Source organism: Longinema margulisiae (assembly GCF_025266855.1).
GTDB lineage: Bacteria > Spirochaetota > Brevinematia > Brevinematales > Thermospiraceae > Thermospira.
Genome location: NZ_CP053071.1, coordinates 507,902 through 526,751 on the forward strand (window position 1 = coordinate 507,902; position 18,850 = coordinate 526,751).

The 18,850-nt window shown below is 46.8% G+C and carries 20 protein-coding genes; 5 read left to right on the forward strand and 15 right to left on the reverse strand.

Features of this window, described 5'->3' with window-relative positions:
- Positions 1 to 10: 10 nt before the first annotated feature.
- Positions 11 to 1,189, forward strand: a complete 1,179-nt coding sequence (locus BREVNS_RS02375) for a POTRA domain-containing protein (RefSeq protein WP_483427459.1) — start codon at positions 11 to 13, stop codon at positions 1,187 to 1,189.
- Positions 1,190 to 1,242: 53 nt separating this feature from the next.
- On the forward strand, positions 1,243 to 2,760 hold the full coding sequence (locus tag BREVNS_RS02380; RefSeq protein ID WP_483427460.1) for a SpoIIE family protein phosphatase: 1,518 nt from the start codon (positions 1,243 to 1,245) through the stop codon (positions 2,758 to 2,760).
- Positions 2,761 to 2,864: 104 nt separating this feature from the next.
- Here the strand turns inward: BREVNS_RS02380 and BREVNS_RS02385 are convergent, their stop codons facing one another.
- The 4 genes from BREVNS_RS02385 to BREVNS_RS02400 all read right to left on the reverse strand — a co-directional run bounded on the left by BREVNS_RS02385 (position 2,865) and on the right by BREVNS_RS02400 (position 6,386).
- On the reverse strand, positions 2,865 to 3,023 hold the full coding sequence (locus tag BREVNS_RS02385) for a hypothetical protein (RefSeq protein ID WP_483427461.1): 159 nt from the start codon (positions 3,021 to 3,023) through the stop codon (positions 2,865 to 2,867).
- Between the two features lie 305 nt (positions 3,024 to 3,328).
- On the reverse strand, positions 3,329 to 4,120 hold the full coding sequence (locus BREVNS_RS02390; RefSeq protein ID WP_483427462.1) for a GAF domain-containing protein: 792 nt from the start codon (positions 4,118 to 4,120) through the stop codon (positions 3,329 to 3,331).
- 16 nt (positions 4,121 to 4,136) lie between these two features.
- Positions 4,137 to 5,858, reverse strand: coding sequence for a tetratricopeptide repeat protein (locus BREVNS_RS02395; protein ID WP_483427463.1), 1,722 nt, complete (start codon positions 5,856 to 5,858; stop codon positions 4,137 to 4,139).
- An 18-nt stretch (positions 5,859 to 5,876) separates the two neighbouring features.
- Entirely contained in the window at positions 5,877 to 6,386 is a 510-nt protein-coding gene (locus tag BREVNS_RS02400) for a hypothetical protein (protein WP_483427464.1), read from the reverse strand.
- 139 nt (positions 6,387 to 6,525) lie between these two features.
- On the opposite strand from BREVNS_RS02400, the gene BREVNS_RS02405 reads away from it, so the two are divergent.
- On the forward strand, positions 6,526 to 8,070 hold the full coding sequence (locus tag BREVNS_RS02405) for a FecR family protein (RefSeq protein ID WP_483427465.1): 1,545 nt from the start codon (positions 6,526 to 6,528) through the stop codon (positions 8,068 to 8,070).
- A 1-nt stretch (position 8,071) separates the two neighbouring features.
- On the opposite strand, the gene BREVNS_RS02410 is transcribed toward BREVNS_RS02405, so the two are convergent.
- The 6 genes from BREVNS_RS02410 to polA form a co-directional block, all read right to left on the reverse strand.
- The gene (locus BREVNS_RS02410) at positions 8,072 to 8,239 is read right to left on the reverse strand and encodes a hypothetical protein (protein WP_483427466.1); all 168 of its coding nucleotides are present in this window, start codon (positions 8,237 to 8,239) and stop codon (positions 8,072 to 8,074) included.
- Between the two features lie 166 nt (positions 8,240 to 8,405).
- On the reverse strand, positions 8,406 to 8,756 hold the full coding sequence (locus BREVNS_RS02415) for an AlbA family DNA-binding domain-containing protein (protein ID WP_483427467.1): 351 nt from the start codon (positions 8,754 to 8,756) through the stop codon (positions 8,406 to 8,408).
- A gap of 148 nt (positions 8,757 to 8,904) precedes the next feature.
- Positions 8,905 to 9,066, reverse strand: a complete 162-nt coding sequence (locus BREVNS_RS02420; protein WP_483427468.1) for a hypothetical protein — start codon at positions 9,064 to 9,066, stop codon at positions 8,905 to 8,907.
- Positions 9,063 to 9,392, reverse strand: a complete 330-nt coding sequence (locus BREVNS_RS02425; protein WP_483427469.1) for a nucleotidyltransferase family protein — start codon at positions 9,390 to 9,392, stop codon at positions 9,063 to 9,065. Before BREVNS_RS02425 ends, BREVNS_RS02420 begins: the two co-directional genes overlap by 4 nt.
- Positions 9,393 to 9,487: 95 nt before the next feature.
- The gene (locus tag BREVNS_RS02430; RefSeq protein WP_483427470.1) at positions 9,488 to 10,183 is read right to left on the reverse strand and encodes a transglycosylase domain-containing protein; all 696 of its coding nucleotides are present in this window, start codon (positions 10,181 to 10,183) and stop codon (positions 9,488 to 9,490) included.
- Complete coding sequence (gene polA / locus BREVNS_RS02435; RefSeq protein WP_483427471.1) at positions 10,180 to 12,876, reverse strand: DNA polymerase I; 2,697 nt, start codon at positions 12,874 to 12,876, stop codon at positions 10,180 to 10,182. The genes BREVNS_RS02430 and polA overlap by 4 nt, the downstream gene beginning before the upstream one ends.
- 127 nt (positions 12,877 to 13,003) lie before the next feature.
- Between polA and BREVNS_RS02440 the strand changes: the two genes are divergently transcribed.
- On the forward strand, positions 13,004 to 13,231 hold the full coding sequence (locus BREVNS_RS02440) for a hypothetical protein (protein WP_483427472.1): 228 nt from the start codon (positions 13,004 to 13,006) through the stop codon (positions 13,229 to 13,231).
- A complete protein-coding gene (gene miaA / locus BREVNS_RS02445) occupies positions 13,231 to 14,178 on the forward strand; it encodes a tRNA (adenosine(37)-N6)-dimethylallyltransferase MiaA (protein ID WP_483427473.1) in 948 nt (315 codons plus the stop codon). Before BREVNS_RS02440 ends, miaA begins: the two co-directional genes overlap by 1 nt.
- Here miaA and BREVNS_RS02450 read toward each other — a convergent pair.
- From BREVNS_RS02450 to BREVNS_RS02470, 5 genes are all read right to left on the reverse strand, one after another.
- Positions 14,151 to 15,068 (reverse strand): hypothetical protein, encoded by a 918-nt coding sequence (locus BREVNS_RS02450; protein WP_483427474.1) that lies wholly within the window; start codon positions 15,066 to 15,068, stop codon positions 14,151 to 14,153. The two genes, miaA and BREVNS_RS02450, sit on opposite strands and share 28 nt — an antisense overlap.
- 9 nt (positions 15,069 to 15,077) lie before the next feature.
- Positions 15,078 to 15,662: a hypothetical protein gene (locus BREVNS_RS02455; protein WP_483427475.1), complete on the reverse strand. Its 585-nt coding sequence runs from the start codon at positions 15,660 to 15,662 to the stop codon at positions 15,078 to 15,080.
- Positions 15,663 to 15,669: 7 nt separating this feature from the next.
- Positions 15,670 to 17,184 (reverse strand): UDP-N-acetylmuramoyl-L-alanyl-D-glutamate--2,6-diaminopimelate ligase, encoded by a 1,515-nt coding sequence (locus tag BREVNS_RS02460; RefSeq protein ID WP_483427476.1) that lies wholly within the window; start codon positions 17,182 to 17,184, stop codon positions 15,670 to 15,672.
- A gap of 18 nt (positions 17,185 to 17,202) precedes the next feature.
- Positions 17,203 to 17,610, reverse strand: a complete 408-nt coding sequence (locus BREVNS_RS02465; protein ID WP_483427477.1) for a hypothetical protein — start codon at positions 17,608 to 17,610, stop codon at positions 17,203 to 17,205.
- A 102-nt stretch (positions 17,611 to 17,712) separates the two neighbouring features.
- Positions 17,713 to 18,837, reverse strand: coding sequence for an NHL repeat-containing protein (locus tag BREVNS_RS02470; protein ID WP_483427478.1), 1,125 nt, complete (start codon positions 18,835 to 18,837; stop codon positions 17,713 to 17,715).
- Between the last annotated feature and the right edge of the window lie 13 nt (positions 18,838 to 18,850).

Consider the following 18,850-nt stretch of genomic DNA (forward strand, 5'->3'; position numbering starts at 1 on the left):
AGGAGAATATATGAAATGGGTATGGTATTTTGTTTTGCTGTTTCTTGCTATCGAAAATCTCTTTGGTATCACCATTGGACGCATTTTTATCCGCGGGAATAGTGAAACCGACCCACAAACGATCCTTTTCTTTTTCCAAGAATATAAAGAGGGCAAAGAGTTTACCAAAAATGAACTTGACACAGTTCTCAGTAACTGGGTACGCCGTTTGGAGAGAACCGGATGGTTTCGCAATATCCGGGCGACGACAGAAGAAACAAACGAAAATCAAGTGGACGTCTCACTGGAACTCACCGAACGATTTTTCTATACGGCTCAACTCTTCGACCATGCCATCGGGTTTGGAAAGCAAAACCTCTGGGGAAAAGGAAAAGAAATCTTCTTTGAGGTCGGTCCTCTTCAAAAAAAGATCACCCTCACCGATCATATGTATCACTTCTGGCCTCTTTTCTATCAGGTGTCCATAGGAACTACCGAAGAATCTCTTGTAGAATATAGCGAGGATTTCTACAGGACCATCCCGACCCTGCGACAAAAGGGAGAGGCCATTATAGGCTGGTACCTCCGTCCTGATCATACCCTCAAGGGGGGCTTTTCTGGTCAGATTATCATGCAAACAAACCAGATGCCTTTAGAAACCGTCTCTTCTCTCTCCCTCGGATACCTCATCGATACCCGGCGTGGCTATCCGGCTTTCTCCTCAGGATGGCACTGGGAGAATACCATCCGTCTCTTTGTCCCCATGTATGCCATTTCGTGGGAAAGCACCGCTTCCACCCATACCCCCATAGGAAAAACCTGGCAGATAGGGGCAAAATGGCATCACGGTCTTAGCTACGGCTCTCTTCCAGCCTCGGGAAAATATCTTCTTCGCACGATCAACGGTCTCCATACCCTTTCGCAGGAAAGAGGACTTTTAGGAGACAACTGCTGGGATGCTCACGGAGAGATCCGGTGGAAGTTCTGGGATGTTATCCCCTTTCTCATCTTTGATATCCAGCTTGAGGCAGTGGGTTTTCTTGAGGCAGGAGAAGCCTGGACGATGTGGGAAGAATTCGGCAAACACATCTTTGTCGTGTATGGGGCCGGACTCCGCATCTACGTTGATCGTTTTGCCATCAGAACAGAGGCCGGTATTGACCAGAGAGGAGAAACTTCTGTTTTGAGTTCATTTGAACTTCCTTTTTAGCGAGGTGAAAACGTAATACTATAATAAAGGGAACTCCAAAAAAAGGGGGCTCTATGGAACCAGTCCACTCTGAAATCTCTGCCCTATTTCTTTTCCAGGCCCTGTTTCATCCTCTTCCTTTAGGCATTCTTGTGGTGAACAAAGAGAGTGAGGTTTCCTATGCCAATCCTTTTGTTTATACCATCCTCGGACTGGAAAACGAGGCCCCTCTTCCTCCGCTTTCGAGTATGATTCCCTCCTTAGATCAGTCGAATCCCATTTCTTCAGCCACTCCTTCGTTCTCACGAGTGGATCTCATCACCCCCATCAAGAGCCGAATCCCCATCACCCTCATCACCTATCCTCTCACTCTCCCTTATTTGGAGTTTGAAGGGTATGTTATTGCCTTTTTAGATCAGATGAGCACCTTTCAGATACAAACCCTTTTTGAAGAAGTCAATGCCCTCACCTCCACTCTCAACGAAGAGAGACACACCTTTGAACACCTCTTGAGTCGCCTTCAGAGTGGTATCATCTGGGGAAATACAGCCCACATCTGGTATGCCAACTCTCGAGCCAAAGGCCTGCTTGGACCACTTCTCTCTCCCCTGGCAGGAATTACAGACCTCTTTGCCGATAGCCAGAAACTCCTTCACTACTTAGAACGCAAGGTCTCCCTCTCCAACCTCGAAATGGAACTTGCCCTTCCAAGTCGAACCCTCCCATGCCTTGTCAATATCTCCTACCTCCCTACCAAAGAAGAACCTGGCTGGCTGATTGAGATCCTGGATATCGAAGAAAAGAAAAAGATCGAAAACTCCATCATGGATATGGCCCAGCTTTTCATCAGGGAAAGAAATGAGCTTCGAGAAAACCAGCGAATGATTTCACGAGAGCTTCATCTCGCCCGTGAAATCCAGTTTTCTCTTTTGCCCCACAAGGAATTCCCCTCTATCGCCTACCTCTATCAGCCCATGGAGGAAATCGGAGGGGATTTTCTGGATCTTTTCGAGCTGGATAACCATCATACAGGGATATTTATCAGTGATGTTTGCGGTCATGGGATTGCGGCTTCCCTTCTCACGGTGATGCTCAAACAAAAATTAGGGGAACTCCGGGCCTTTGCCTTTCATCCTGATCATTTTCTAACCGCACTAAACAAAGCCCTTTTTCATCAACTTCGAGGGTATTTTCTGACGGCCATCTATGCTGTCTATGACCATCAGTCTCACCTCCTCTCCATCGCCAACGCAGGTCACCCCCATCCCTTTCTCTACACCAGACGACACTTTGCCACCATAGCTACCACTCGCTCCCAGCCCATTGGAGCCTTTCTCTCCACTGCCTATGAGGTCTCCTCCCTCACCGTCCGTCCTGGGGATAGAATCCTCTTCTATACCGATGGTCTTTTGGAAACCGAGAACCCCAACGGAGAAAGTTTTGAAGAACGAAGGCTTGTGGACTACTTAGAACACAATGCCTCAAAACCAGCCTATGACTTTTTGCAGGGTATTCTTGATGAACTGCGAGATTTCCACGGGGAGAGAAATCTTGAAGATGATATTGCCCTCATTTGTTTAGATATTCCCTAGAGACCCACCAACGGCTATCACCCTGTTTCAGCAAAAGCCCATCTTTGCTGAAACATCGCCATAGCAAACATTCCCCTTTCTCCCAACCCCCTCTCCAATCCCCCTTAGACCACAATATCTACCAGAAGCCCCTTTCCCTCCTCCATCTGAGCCTGAGAAACCTGCTGAAGGCTTGAGGATATCTCATGACGCGTCTGCATGATCTCATAAAGCATGGTATCAAGCCGCCCCATAACCGAAAGAGCCTGCATCCGTTCTATCATCTTTTTCCCCTCTGTTTCCGATAGAATTTTTATCGGAACAAAAGAAAAAAAATAAAGAGCCGATTCTCAGATGATCCCTTTTTTCCCTTCTAAAAACCGAGACCTTTGCACGAATGTACAAAGGTCTCAAGAAAGTAATAAAAAAACAAAAAGTAGTATAAAAATGTTCCTTTCCATAATAAACAAGCCCATTTTTTTGGATAAAAAAGACAAATAAGCCCTTGTAAACAGAAAAAGCGGGGGAGAGGGGCGTAGCCCCTGACCCAGCAAGGGCAAAAAAGCACCTGTGCAAGGGTCTCAAGCCTTTATTTTTCCTCTTCTTCTCTGAGAAGACAAGATAACCGATAGGAGGCGATAGTCACAAGATGGCACACCATCTCCAGTTCTGCAGAGGTAAAGATCGCGGCATTTTCCTTTTCGGTGAGATTGATCACCCCCAAAGCCTCATGCTGATAGGTGACAATCGGCACAATCAAAAAAGAATGAGAGGCATATCCTAACTTGTTGGGACGGGCTATCTCAGGATGCGTCTCTATCTCCGTCACAAAAAGCCTCTTTTGTTTCTGAAACATACGAAAGGCAAGATCATCAAAAGAAAGTTTTTGACCAACCTTGGCCTCAGGAAGCCCCATGGACTTCACAAGGGTAAGCTCCTCCCCCCTTTTGAGAAAAAGAGAAACCCTCCTTGCCCCACACAGCACAAAGCACCCCTCTATCACAGCCGTAGCCCATTCCGCTGGGGTCATAGCCCGAAGGGGTCTCAGAAAAAGCTCGAGGCGACGAGTCTCCTGTTCATCTATATGGGGATTCTGTACCTGAAAATCCTTTCTATCCAGAAGAAGCGAAAGCCGTTTCACCTCTTTGGCTAAATCTGAGGTCACATTTCCCGAAGACTTCTCAAAAGCCCAGATCCAGACCACCACAATCCCCGAGGCCACAAGAAAGAATGTAAACAGCCACAGTTCCACTATGAAATGCACATAGGCTATGGTTTCGTTTTTGGGTAAGCCCTGGTACACCAACGAAAGCCTGTACACCCAGAGAGCCACCATCACCACGACCACCACACTCAGAAGAAAATCAAAGACCTTTTTCATCTCTTGCTCCTTTTGCTTAATTGAGCAGGAAGGTAGTCACATCCTCACAATGAAAATACTGTATTTTCGTATTGGTTTCTAACCAGCGTACAGCCTCTGTGGAAAGGGGAGAAGTAGAGACCATGACAATTCTCTCCACACCAAATTCCTTCGACGAAGAAAGAAGATTGGTGAGATAGATAGACCCTATAGGTTCTGTCCAGCGACGAAGACAAAAGAGTACACGTGAACGCTTGTCTGTTTTTTCCTCACAGAGAAGATCAAAACCCTTGCCTTCTCCATAGGCATTGGAATCCACCTTGACCACCTGACTCAGGATACGAAACCCCATATCAGAGGCTAGTTCTCTTGCCACCATCGTAAAAGACGGAAAATCCACAGAAAGAAGCGATCCGCAGGGATTGTCAGGTTGTATCCCAAGAGTCTCATATTTCCCCTGTTTCTGCGTCGTTTTCTGCCCACCTGTATCACTTTTCTTTTTGATAATATCCTTTGGTACAAGATATTTTTCAAGGATGGGAACAGGATCAAACGTTACAGAAATCCTTGGTCTGAAGTTCATCCAGAGTTCTTCTTTGGTGAGAAAGCTCGAGAGCCACTGCTGATAGACCGTCTCAATTTTCACCAGGGCATCCTTTGCCTCATTCTCCAACCGAGCATAGTCCAAGGTCTGTCTGATGGAAACACCTGTATAGGTTTCTTTTTCCTGTTCTTTTTTCCATTTGTCCAGCGTAGAGAGAAGCTTGTAGAGATAACTCTGACTCTGCTTGGACTCCATGGTGGTGCCACCATCAGAGTTGGCATCGGCAATCTCCTTTTGAAAATTCATCCGAAGTTCATCAAGAGCATTGTCATAATACCCTTGTTTTGTCCTGAGCATAATAAGAGCCATGGAGAGTTCCCTTTGCCTGCTCCCGCTATCATCAGAAGACAAATCTATCATATTCTTGAGTTGATCGAAGAGCTGTTTGGCCACATCGTAGTTTTTAGCGTGAAGGTAACAGACAAAAAGAAGTTTCACCCCAAAATACATCATCCCTATCGCTGGCGACAGGTTACTATTCAGGGCAACCTCCATCACCTCACGTGACCTTTGATACGCTCCCGTTTTGAAATAGGCATAACTCAAAAGAAACAAAAACTCAAGGTCTCTGCCTAAAGGTTTTTCAAGCGCTTCTAACATAGGGAGGGCCTGTTCCACCCTATCAGTCATCAAAAGACAAAAGGCATACTGCTTGAGAAAAGGAGGCTCATCCTTGAGAAAAACCGCCCCCTTCTCATAAAAGCTCAACGCCCGAAAGAATGCCTTCTGGGAAAAGAGAATTTCCGCAATCTCTCGAATCACATCCTTGGCCGATGGGATGATCTGATACGCCTGCAAAAGATAGTCTAAAGCATCATTATCCCGTCCAAGCCGACGGTAGAGCATTCCCACCCGACGGTAGAGTTCAAACATGGTGAAAAGCTTTGATTCCTTGCCAATCTCAATAAGCTTGACATAGTACCCGATAGCCTCAGGCAAAAGCCCTTTTTCCTCATTGATATTGCCCAAATGCCAGAGAGCATCGATATTGTCAGGATCCTGACGAAGAGATTCCATAAAGATAGAAAGGGCTGTGTCAAGATCACCACTCTCCACAGCCCTCTGTGCCTTCTTGGTTTTGCCCTCCTGCATGGTGGCATAGAGAAAATAGGCGGTTAGCCCCGCTAAAGCAATTGCCACCAAAAACCATCCCATGAGATACCTCGAGTGGGACTACAGGTTTTTCAACCGACTATCCAATTCCTGTTCTGGAAGGCCAGCCTCTTTGGCCATAAAGGCATATTCCTTGGCCTTGTCCTTCTGCCCCAACTCAAGATACGCGAGAGCCACCTGTTCATAGATGCGGGCATCTCTCTTGGCATCAAGAGCCATGAGATAGAGATTGATTCTTGTTTGAGTATTTCCTGCCCTCTGAGCCTCTGCCACAAAAGAAGCGAAGGTTTTCTCAGCATCGTAGGTGAGATTCACCTTGAAATGTTGAGCAAGAAGACTTCTTGCCTCTGCGGCAGCCTCACCCATCGGATAGAGTCTATTGGCATAGATAAAACAATTCTTGGCTTTGGAGTACTTCTTCACCTGGAGATAAGCCTTGCCTGTCTGAAGCCAATCCTGTGCAAGCGTTTTGCGGGCATCGGGAGAATACATCGAATAATCCTGACCAAAGACAAGCGAAAATGCCAACATCCCAAAGATAACCATCCACTGCCATCGACTTATTTTCATACGTTCCCTCCTCGTCAAACTGTGCTTTTCCACTATGATTATAACAGAAGAAAGAAAGAAAATCAAGGCTTTGAAAAAGATTTTGTTGACTTTTTCTTCTGCTGAAAGTATAATATTTTAGAAAAAACAGGAGGCCCCTATGAAACAATGGCCGAAAGTATGTGTTTTTCTCTTCGCTACTTTCTCTTTTGTGTTTGGGAGTGAACTTTCTCTCAAGGTACTCTCCTATATCGGCAAATTGGAGTATGCCACCATAGAATTTGGTCCATGGAAGCCCCTCGATGTTGATGACACCGTTCCTGAAAAAGGGTTTCTCAGGCTGAGTTCTGCCTCTGATAGCGCTGAACTTCTCAGAAGTGATGGGGTGGTTATCCGGCTGATAGGCAAGACGACGGTTTCTGTGGAAAGCCTCTTTCAGGCACAAAAACCCAAACAGGGGCTTGCCGGGCTTTTCAGAAAAAAGCGTCCTCTCATTGAAATCAAAAATGAAGTAGCTGTAGCGGCCGTTCGAGGAAGCATGCAGGGCACCACTCCTCCTCAACCAGAATCAACCAACAAACAGACGCCCCCTGTTCTTGGCTTTTCCATAGGTATAGGTGGTCTTTTTGCTTATGATAGACAAGGGCTTCTCGTCAAAGGAGGATATTCCAATGATCTCGGGAACATCAACCTTCTTCTGCCCCTCGTATGGAACACCAATGGTCTCATAGACAACCAGTGGAAGACGTTAGACGGCTGGCTTGCTCTTTTGGACACGTTCTCCATAGGAAGAGAAACAGAGTTTTTCTTCGCCCACTACGGAGAAAAAGAACTCTCCTTAGGCGAAGGATTTCTCTTTGAGAGAAACATTCGTCATTATCACCGAAGTCGGTACTCAGAAAACATCCTCCTTGCCCAGATAAACTTTGGGGATGTGGGAGTTCGTGGGTTTGTAGATAGACCAGCCGATCCAGACCTCTGGGCCATCGAAGCCTTCATCAGACCCTTCTGGGGCACGGAAGGCCCAATGGAATCGTTTGTGATCAAGGGATTTGTGCTCAATGAGCGGGATAGTCGTTCTCTCTTTTTCCCTGGAGAGTTTCAGACAACCAATGGAGAGGTGGCCTATCTTACAGGGTACGGGCTTTCTACTCGGGTGCCCGTTATTGATACAAAACCCTGGTCTCTTGCCCTCTTTGGAGAGATTTCAGGCCTCAACGAAAAGACGGGGATCATGGGAGGGCTTTCCTTTGGTCATCAGAGGATAGCCTCACTGGACTTCTCCATAGGAAGGGGAGAGGCTGGGTATATCCCGTGGTATTTTGATAGTGCTAGTCGTTACCTGAGAGCTTTCTCTAGCGCTAGAGTAGCCCAAGCAACTAACGAAACCATCGCCTGGAGTATCGGGGGCACCATAGGAACAGAAGACTTGATTTGTGGGACATGGAATCTCAAAAACTCTAAAGAAGAGTGGAAACTTCAAATGGGAATAACTACAGGGGGAAACGTTTCCTTTGTGTCTGTGTACGCAGGCACAGAGACAGCGTGGAACCAAACCTCTTCCGCCTTCAGCCCAGAGAATACCCTCTCTCTCGTGAGAGTGGGCCTCGCTGTTGGCAGGTTCTCCCTCACCACGGAGTACACCCAGGCCCTCTCAGAGTGGGAGAAAGGCACCGTCTCTTTTGTGGTGGAAGTGGGGTTTTAGGTCAAAAGACATCATCCTTTCCAGAAACTTCGTCTTCCTCCTGATGGAGAGCATCCCCGCCTGTCAGAATTTCCTCTATATTCCCCAGCCTCACCACCTGCCAATCCTGTGGCAGTGGTCCGAGGTCGGTTTGCCGGAAGTTGGTTTCTTCGTAAAACTCAAAACTCATCTTTCCTCTACCTCCCAGTGTCCGCCTTTGTCTGGACCGATGCGTTTGATTTTATTTTTTTCTTTTAAGATTTTCAGATGATATTTTACTCCGTCTTCAGAAATATGAGACCTTTGCACGAATGTGCGAAGGTCTCAAAAAAGTAATAAAGAAACAAAAATTAGTATCAAAATATTCCGTGCTGTAATAAATAAACCAATTTTTTTGAATAAAAAAGACAAACCGGCCCTTGTAAACAGAAAAAACGGGGTTTCAGGGGCATAGCCCCTGACCCAGAGAGGGGAAGAAAACACCCGTGCAAGGGTCTCACATCCATAATCTCTGCTTTGAGCTTATTGGAAATAGGAATACCCTTTACTTCTCCCTCATCGGTAACACCAATGAAGATTCTCCCCCCTTCCGTATTGGCAAAAGCGACCATTTCTTTTGCAATATTTTTTGCATCAAAACTTTCCTTAAACTCAAGCCTCAATCCTTCACCCTGCTGTAAGAGAAATTCAAATTCTTCTTGTTTCAATTCCCATCTCCTGAAACTAATAAACTTTTTATTTTGTCTAACTCTGCACTCTGAAACTCTTTATAATCTCCCACAACCTCTCATCTGACAATCTTTTTTCCTCTTTTGCTTCTCCTCCTTGAGAGTATACCACAAAACCTCACGCCTGTTAATCTCCCTCTCCAAACACCGCCTTGAAATCTGTGAAAGTCAAACTCCATTTCTGAAACCACCGGCCTGTGGCTGGATTCTCTGTCATCATCTCATCTTTTCCTATCTTGAGGTCGCTCTCGGCTTTTATGATCCATTTTTCTATAGTTTCTTTTCTCATATATGCTGACCTTCCCTCAGGACATAATAGGCAAGATACCCTGGATCATTCTGCCTTTCCTTGATAACGCTTGCCGGCTGAATGAGAATATCCGCTGGGATCTTGTTTTTGCTCAAACGAGTGGTTATGGAAGCCACGAGTTTTCTCTTCACGGGAAATTCTATATCCCTATCAATGAAAACATAAAAATCCCAATCGCTATCCGGTGTCTCTTCTCCTCTTGCACGAGAACCAAAAAGAATAAGGTCCACCACCCTATATCCCGCTTTTTCTATTTCTTCGTTGATCACCTTCTTGACAAAGGCCAAGATGTCTTCTTTCGCCATTCTGGTTCCTCTTTCCTCATCAGCTTTTCGCATACCTTGTGTCCCTTATTATCCCCCTTTTTCCTCTATCATTATACCTTCTTCTCTTTCCCCTGTCAATCCTCTCCAAACACCGCCTTGAGATAGGCATACCGCTGGTAGAGGATCTTGAGATGCCCAAAATCATACGGCCCATACTTTACAGGGCTTGAGAGAATCACAAGAAGCCGCATCTTCTGGTCTCTGGAAAGCATCCATACTGGCGCCCGATAGTGATAAAAACTCCCCTGCTGAATACCAAAGACACCCGGTCCCCATTCGGCTGTATTGAGATAGAGTTCAAGGATGCGCTTTTTTGGAAGCACCACCTCCATCTCAAGGGCAATGAGAAGCTCAAGATACTTGCGAAGATAGCTCTTCCCTGGCCAGAGAAAAAGAGTTCTGGCAAGCTGCTGGGTGATGGTACTCCCCCCATAAAAGGGCTTGCGAAGCTTCATATTTCGCTCAAATGCCCGTTTCATGGCCTCCCATTCCACCCCATGATGACGATAAAACCCATCATCCTCGAGGGCGATCACCATCGTTCTGATATCCCCCGGTATCTCCTTGAGAGGAAGATACACCATAGGATACACCCGTTGCCGGCTCACCCACTGCCGATAGAGCATAATTCCCGTTATCGGAGGGTTCACAAAACGCACCACCACAAGAAGAAAAAACACCACCCCTAAAAAAAGCACATGGAGAATCACTAACCACCTGATCACCCCTCCTATGAAAACCCACCAGGCTGATGAATCCCGCTCGCTCATGATTTTGCCTCACTCCAGTTTTTCCCGATACCTATATCCACCTTGAGAGGCACACGAAGAGAAAGGGCATTCTCCATCTCGTTTTTCACAAGGGATACAAGCGCCTCCTTTTCCTTTTCAGGGAACTCAAACACCAGTTCATCATGAATCTGGAGAAGAAGCCTTGCCTGAAGTCTGTCTCTCACAAGGGCATTATCCACCCGAATCATGGCAATCTTGATGAGATCGGCGGCACTTCCCTGGATTTTGCTATTGATGGCCATACGCTCAGAAGCGTCCAGCCCCCCCTTGGGGTTTCGCTTTCTCCCCTTGAGCTCGGGAAACCTTCGAAAACGCCCGGAAATGGTTCTCACCATCCCCGTCTGATAAGCCTCCTCAAGCGTACTCTCAATGAAATCCTTCACCTTCGGAAAAGAGGCAAAATACGACTCAATAAACTGTCTTGCCTCACTCACCGAGATACCAAGTTGCTGAGAAAGCCCGTACGCCTGAAGCCCGTAGATAATCCCAAAGTTCACCGACTTTGCTTTGCGTCTCATCTCTTCTGTCACCGAAGCTTCATCACACCCAAAAAGCAGTGCCGCCGTATGGGTATGCACATCCTGCTCCCGGTGGAAGGCTTCCATCATCGCCTCATCCCCGGAGAAATGAGCTAAGATCCGCAGTTCCACCTGGGAATAGTCCGCACTGAGAAGAAGCCAGTCCTTTTGGGGGACAAAAGCCTGTCTGATAGCCCTGCCCCACTCATCCCTCACGGGAATATTCTGCAGATTGGGATCGCTTGAGGATAGCCTCCCTGTGGCTGTAATGGTCTGATTGAAATGGGTATGTACCCGACCCGTTACCGGATTCACCAGTTCAGGCAGAGCTTCAACATAGGTAGAAAGCAACTTGGCAAAGGTACGATACTCCACAATGGCCGCTGGCAGAGGATGAACTTGAGATAGGGCCGTCAACACCTCTTCATCGGTAGAGAGTTTTCCCTTTTCGGTTTTTTTGACAGGGGGAAGCCCGAGTTCCTCAAAAAGCACCTTTGAGAGTTGCTGGGAGGATTGAATATTAAAGGAATGCCCGGCTAAGTGATAGATGGTCTTTTCAAGTTCACTCATCTTCTCACGAAAGAGCTTAGAGAGAGCTTCAAAGTGTTCTCTATCCACCCGTATCCCCTGATACTCCATTTTGGCCAGAACAGGAATAAGAGGAATCTCGATATCATACAACACATGAGAAAGGCCATTTTTCTCTATCTCTGGTTTCAAAATCCGGTAGAGTCTCAGAGCCGCATCCACATCACTTCCCGCATAAAAAACAAGCCTCTCCGGGGTAACCTGAAGAATATCCTCTCCCTTCGTTTCAAAAAGATCAGCATACTCCATCTTCTCCATCCCGAGATACTCCCGAGAGAGGCTTTCAAGGTTGAAGTGGGTTCGAGTAGAAGAGAGAAGATAGGCGGCCATCATGGTATCAAAGGCTATACCCCGTAGTTCTATCCCCTTGTGCCAGAACATCTCATACTCAAACTTGAGATTCTGCCCGATCTTGGCAAGAGAAGCATCCTCAAGAAGAGGCTTCAAAAAGGCGAGTATCTCCGTCTCGTCCCACGGTTGACCCATGGCATAAGCCCCAGGCACCACAAAAGCCTCTCCCTCCTCAAGACAAAAGGCGATGGTGGCAATTTTTGCTGTGTAGGGATCAAGGGAGGTGGTTTCTATATCGAGAGACACCTCTTTTTTGCTCTTGATTTTCTGAACCAGTGTATCCAGTCCCTCTCGAGTGGTTATCGCTGTATAGGTGCCTGTCAACCGGGAAGAAACAAAGAGAGAGGAAGCGTCCTCCCCCTTGAGTTCTGTGAGAAGAGAAGGAAGTTGATATTCCACAAGGAGCCTTTCAGCCTCCTGGGTCAAACGAAGAGAAGAAAGGGCGAGAAAATCCTCCTTCAAAGGAACGTCTCTCTTTACCGTGGCTAATGTCTTGGAGAGAAAAGCCTCCTTTCGACTGGCTTCAAGTTTGGTTCGCATAGCCGGGGTCAGCTGATCTAAATTCTCATAGATCGCCTCCAGCGTCCCAAAGCGTCTGAGAAGCTCCACAGCCCCCTTCTCTCCTATGCCCTTGACCCCAGGGATGTTATCCGAGGTATCTCCCACAATGGCCAAATAATCCGGTATCTGTTCTGGATATACCCCCACCTCTTCAAGAACCTTCACCCTATCCACAAGGTGTATCCCCTCTATCCCCTTTTGAGGACGAAGGGCATAGATCCTATCCCCCACTAACTGGAGAAGATCCTTATCAGAGGAAACAAGATATACCTGGTGGGTTTGGCGGTATTTTTCTGCCAGCGTGGCGAGAATATCATCCGCCTCATAGTTTTCCTCTTCAATGACCCTTATCCCTAAGGCTTCCAGAACCTCAATCACCCAGGGAATCTGGGCTTTGAGATCAGGAGGGGTCTGCTGACGCTGGGCTTTGTATTCAGGATAGAGTTCAGAACGAAAGGTCTTTCTGGAGACATCAAAGGCCACAATCATCCCCTCAGGCTGATGAAGTTTCCACGCCTGCAAAAGCATCCTGAGAGTCCCATATAACGCCGAAACGTTCTGGTTTTTTTTGTTGATCAGAGGATTACGAATAAAGGCAAAAAAAGAACGATAGACCAGCCCACTTCCATCCACGAGAAGAATAGGTTTTGCCATAGACTCTCCTTCATCGTTTATTATAACCAGAAGAAGCTTCACTTGCAAGTTTTCTCCCCAAAAAATTTGACAAACCCTTCAAAATAAGGTATAATAGTATCCCTTATCCTGGCGCCAAGGAGGAGATATGGGTATTGATATAAAGAAGCTTTTAGCCTTTGATGGCAACAAATACGAGGCCTGTGTGGCCATGATGAAGTACGCCAAGTATCTTGCTCAGAAAAACGAAAACTCCCTTGAGATCCCCGTTTCCAAGCACAGAAAAGAAAAGGTGACCGTGGTGGCCATCAATGACTTCTTGAACGGTGCCTTCACCTACGAGTTTGATCCAAACGCTTCCAAAGACGAGAAATAGTGTCAAAACCATTTGTCCTTGCTATTGTCGGTCCCACAGCTTCAGGCAAAAGTGAGATAGCCTTTGAACTTGCCCGTCAGATAGACGGGGAGATTATTTCGTGTGATTCTGTTCAGGTGTATCGGGGACTTGACATAGGTTCAGCCAAACCCCCGCAAACCTGGCGAAGTCAGATTCCTCATCACTGTATTGACCTCTATGACCCTGTTATCCGTGTGAGTGCTGGCCTTTACAAACAGGTGGCCGAAATCGCTATACAGGACATCTGGAAACGAGGCAAAATCCCCATTGTGGTAGGAGGAACAGGGCTTTATTTCAATGCCCTCTTTTATGGTCTCTTTGAAGGTCCCCCTGCCAACCAGGAAAAACGACTTTTTTACCAGAGCCTTTCCCTTGAAGAACTGCGTCAGAGAGTAGAGAATACTGATCCAGAATGGTTCAGCCAGAACGAGACCAAGGATCGACGAAGGCTTGTCCGTGTCCTTGAGGTATTCGACCTCACGGGAGAAAAACTCTCCTCTCTCCAGAAAAGAAACAAACGCCTTGATGTCACCTGGCACATCCTTGCCCCGGACTGGCCAAGAGAAACGCTTTATAACCGTATCAACGAAAGGGTTCTGCATATGATAGCCATGGGACTCATTGATGAGACCATCCACCTCCGCCGCCAGTGGGGAAAAGATGCCTATGGACTTCAGTCCCTTGGTTACAAGCAGGTGGGAGAATATCTCGATGGTCTCTATGACAGGGATACCATGATCGCTACCATCCAGCAGGAAACCCGCCGCTATGCCAAGCGCCAGCTCACCTGGTTTCGAAAAAACCGCGCCATACACTGGTTTTCCCCTGAGTCCTTTTCTTCTCTTCTCAGGGAGACCATCGCCTGGATAGAGGCTCAGCCACGAGAAGGGACGATAACCTACACCGAAGGTTCTCTCTGGCCCTGAATAGCCCGCACAAGTCGTCTCACCTCGGCCTCCCCATGGGCAAAGGAGAAAAATCCCACCCGCCGACTGACCACTCCCGAGGCAAGAAGAGCCTCAGGCTTCATATACGAGGGAAGAAGAAACATCCCTCCCTTCTGAGAAATCCACGAAGGCAAAGAAGGCCACGAGATCCCCTCTCTCTCAAGAAGGGTTTCAAACGTTCTCTGGATGGTCACAGCCGTCACCACCCGTATGGGAGAAAGAAGGGGCATCTCCCGTGTACGAGAAATCACCATCGCTCCCCCTGCTCCATTCCCCACCACACCACCCAAAAGGACAATCTCCCAACCCTCAGAAAGCGAAAGCCCCTCAGACAAACGACAAAAACACCCATTCTCCACCAAGATGGGCATACCCGACAAAGAAGAAAAGCCCGACTCAAGGTTCGCGTCAAGGGCTTCAAAAAAAACCACTTCCCCCCTTTGTTGCCCTGAAGGAAGCCTGACACTCCAGGTGCGATTCTCCCAGGTAGTAAACCCCACCCACTCCTGAAGAAACAAAAACGCCTCTCCAACACTATCAAAAAAACGAAAAGCCTTCACCCTCACGCCAGTTTTTTCCAGCCATTCCCACACCCGTTTCTCAAGACGATAATGAGCTAAAGAAAGGTCTTTCCCATAAAACACCCGGTTAAGATCATTTTTCACCCTCTGAAAGGCCTCTGGTTTATACCCCAGCAGTACCTCTCCCCCCTGAAGAAAAAAATCCACATACTTATAGTTATCGATATCATAGAGAAAAGGCCCCCTTGCCCTTCTCACCACAAAAAAAGCCCTCTCATACGCCGAAAGCCTTGAGAGAAGAGATTGAGACTGTCGAGGAGACCACCCCTCCCGAGGATAATCAGACATACCTCACCCCTAAAACGAAACCCCACAGGAAAAGGCCGGATTCAGATAAAACGGGGGAAGTGATGGATCAAACTGCGCGAATCGAACAACCGACACTTCCGGAACAAACACCACACTTCTCCACCTGATCCAGAGTCCAGTACTCACTCTCCACCGAAGATACTCCTCAGAGGAAAACTTTCGCCATCCAGTGGAGAGATACACCCTCACCGGCTTGGCAAGAGAAACATCAAACACTAAAGCCGGTTCATAGGTGGATACCCAGTTCTTCTTCTCTGGATGGTAGCCATATCCCCCTTCCACAAAGCCCCCCAGTCGAAACCAGTTATTTCTATCCCCTATGAAACAGTAGGAAATCCCTCCCAAAAGCCCAAGCCTCCAGGAACGAACCCCTACGGCCAGACGTTCCGTCACCCCATACCGAAATCCCACTTCTTCAACATCCCAGGCCGAAAATTGATCCACATACAAAAACTCATTCACTCCCACTAAGATCTGTTTCTCCCCGGGAGCAATATCCCCTACCGGTGGAATCCCCACAATAGCCCACAGTGGCCATGAAAAAAGCATCAGCCCTACAAACCACTTTCTCATCTTTCCCTCACACCCATGATATCCCGTGAGTAGAAAACCACGATTCCACCACCTCTCTATCACTGAAGTGATGCTTTTCCTTGCCAATGATTTGATAATCCTCATGCCCCTTTCCCGCAATGAGTACAATATCTCCCGGTCTGGCTAAATCAAGCGCCCGAAAGATGGCCTTCTTTCTATCCGGTTCCACCTCATAGTGTTTCGTCACCCCCCTGATGCCCCTTTCAATATCCGAAAGGATCGCAAGGGGATCCTCCGTCCTGGGATTATCCGACGTGAGTACCGTATAATCAGCAAGCCTGCCCGAGATTTCTCCCATAAGGGGCCTTTTTGTCCTGTCCCTGTCTCCCCCAGCCCCAAACACACTGATCAGCCTTCCGCCTTCAGGGAGAGTTTCCCGAAGTGTGGTCAAAACCTTCTCAAGGGCATCAGGCTTGTGAGCGTAATCTATCACCGCCGTGATCCCTCCACCAGAAACAGGCTCTACCCTCCCCCTCACCGTAATATCAGAAAACGACTGAGCAATTACCCGAAGGTGAAGTCGCCACTGGGCCAAAATAGCAAAAGCCATGGTGAAGTTGTACACATTGGTCATTCCCATCATCCGTATCTCCACAGGAATCTCCTTCACCACGAAACGACTCCCCGATGGAGCAAGTTCAATCTGATGGGCAAAGAAATCCGCCTGTTCATCCTTGGTAGAAATCGAGTACAGTTGCATCTCCGGAAAATTTAACGCATACTTCAGCACATCAAGAGCCCTTTCCATATCCTGATTGTAGATAAAAATCTTCTTTGGCTTGATAGAACGATTGAGCATATCAATCGAAGAAAGCTTTGCTCGAAAATACTCATCCATGTTTCCATGAAAATCCAGATGATCCTGTGAAAAATTGGTGAAGCACATCACATCAAAATCAATCCCCTCAAGCCTTCCTAAAGCCAAAGCATGAGAAGACACCTCCATTACCACATATTCCACCCGTTTCTCTACCATCTGAGCAAAAAAACGCTGAAGCATAAGCGCATCCGGCGTGGTATTGGGAGCAGGGTAAACCTCATCATTGATCCGATACTCAATAGTTCCAATAAGCCCAGCCGACAATCCCATCTTTCGAAGAGCCATATACGTCACAAAGGCCGTGGTACTCTTTCCCGATGTCCCGGTAATCCCACACACCACCATCTTGCGAGAAGGATAATCATAAAAACGAGCCGCAATTCGTCCCAAGTTTCGTCTGATATCAGGAATACCGATAAAAAGCGCCTCAGGATAACACTTGCTCCACTCCTCACGGCGGCTCTCTTCTACCAGAAACAACCGACATCCCCTCTCATACGCATCGGGAATATAGGGATGAGCATCCTCAATATACCCAGAAGCCGCCACAAAAAGCGTTTCAGGGGTAACCCGCCTGGAATCATTTTCAATAGAAACAACCTCCTTCATGGCACACTCTTTGTAGGTTGTCTCAAAAGCCTCCCGTCCAAGCACATCACGGAGAAGAAGATTGAGTAGCATGGTTACCCCCTCTTTTCCTTACCGGCCTTCAAAAGTGATCACCGTCTTCTTCGTAGAACCCTTGAGAGAAAGTTCTAACTTCAACATTTCTGCATTTTCCACCCAGTCAGAATTGGCATTGAATTTGAGAACTCCCTTTCCTGCAGGCAGAACAATACGACGTACCATCTTTGTCTGGTCACTCGTCACGGTAAAAAGCATAGCCACACCCTCTGCAGGAGATTCATACTGGAGAGCATAGTCATAGGTCCCACCTTGGCCAACCAAATAAAGCCCTGAAACCTGCACCTCACCCTTCTGCACCAGTTGATACTCAAGCGCCTGACCATCCACCACAGGTGCCGTCCCTTCACTTTTTGTCGGGGATGAAGAAAGACACCCGCTCACTAAAACCACACAAGAAAAAAGAAAAGCCTTTCGAAACATACCTTCCTCCTTCTCTTTTCCCCCGCCCCCTTTATTTATTATAGAAGATGAGAGAAAATAATGCAAATAGAAAGGAGGCTCTTAAGCCCCCTTGTGATTGCCCTATTCCGACCGAAAAACCCTCACCCGACCCAATTCAGAAAGATAGAGTCGTCCATAAGCATCGAAACATAGATTATGAGGATCTCGTAAAATATCATTACTATCCATATTAGTTACGTAAAGAAGAACCCCATTAGTGGTATACACATATATATGATCTGCACTTGTTGTCGAATTTGCCCAATCTACAATATATACCTTTCCATTGGTCACAAGAGCAATATCTGAACCTACCATCGTTGGATGATCCCATGAAGTTACTAAAGTACCAGAAGGCGTATATACCCTGATGTGAGGGGAAGAAAAAAGAGAAGCATATATCCTCCCCCCCTCCACACGAACATTTCTTGCTTCTGCTGGTGCTGTTGAAATATTGTAGAGGAAATTTCCATTTGTCGTAAAAACACTGATCCTTTTGTTCCCCTGGTCAACCACATAAATATTTGTGGTATCTGTGGTTATTCCTGAACACCGATCAAAAAATCCATTTCCACTTCCATAACCACCCCACTGAAAAAGAAGAGTGTAATTAGTACTATAAACAAAAACCCTATTCTGAGAATAATCAGTAACATAAAACCTTCCATCAACAAAAGTAATATAATGCATAAAACTTCCAGTGCCAAAGTTGGTTAGGAGTATTCCATTTGTAGAATAGACACGAATCGTGTTATCTAATACGCAGTATATTTTCCCATCCTGATAGAGAATTCCCCTCACTTGCTGACCAGAAATAGACCATGTGCCTTCATACACCAGTGAAGAAGCAAATGGTAAGGATGGAAAAAGCATATTCGTTCTTGTTTGAAAAAAGGCATCCCCCTTCTTGATACCTATTTTCAAAACAAGGGCATTCGTTTCCATAGAGAACACAAAAAGGGAACCCTCCACAGGAAACCACAATCCCTCATTGGTCTTCCAGAAAAGAGTGCCATCCTCAATGGTACTCACAATTACATTCGTTACATTGTAGAAGCTATTAAAGGAGGGCCACACATCCTTAGTCACTCCATAGGATATTGCCAGTGAAAATATCTCCTCTTTAACCTTTTGTTTCGGTTCTATACCCACACTACACGCTGAAATTAAACCCAACAAGAGAACAAGTCCTTTCCATTTTTTCATGGCACCCTCCTCC